Raw genomic sequence first — 282 nt, 5'->3', positions numbered from 1 at the left:
TTTGAATGAGACTATTCCTCCAAAACCTGTCATCTGACGTGCTGCAATGTCATGACCTGGATGCTCAGGGAGTCCAGGGTAGTAAACATGACTCACCCCTGGATGCTGGTTCAGGTACTCTGCAACCCTTTGTGCATTCAGTTCATGTTTATCCATTCGAAGTGGCAGTGTCTTCAAACCCCTGAGCACCAGCCATGAATCGAATGGGGGAGCATTGGTTCCCAGTCCATTTAAGAGGAAATGGACCTCCTCTCCAAGTTCTTCCGTTGCAGTTACTATCGC

Annotated in this window: 1 protein-coding gene; it reads right to left on the bottom strand. The window is 48.6% G+C overall.

What is annotated here, in order from left to right; translation table 11 throughout:
* Nucleotides 1-279, bottom strand: a 279-nt coding sequence (locus tag K6T82_RS24785) for a PLP-dependent transferase (protein ID WP_223711650.1), incomplete at its 3' end; no start/stop codon positions are given.
* Nucleotides 280-282: the final 3 nt, after the last annotated feature.

Source organism: Flavobacterium potami, from assembly GCF_020026915.1.
Lineage (GTDB): Bacteria > Bacteroidota > Bacteroidia > Flavobacteriales > Flavobacteriaceae > Flavobacterium > Flavobacterium potami.
The sequence above is the reverse complement of the archived record's forward strand: the minus strand, read 5'-3'. Positions and strand labels throughout refer to the sequence as shown.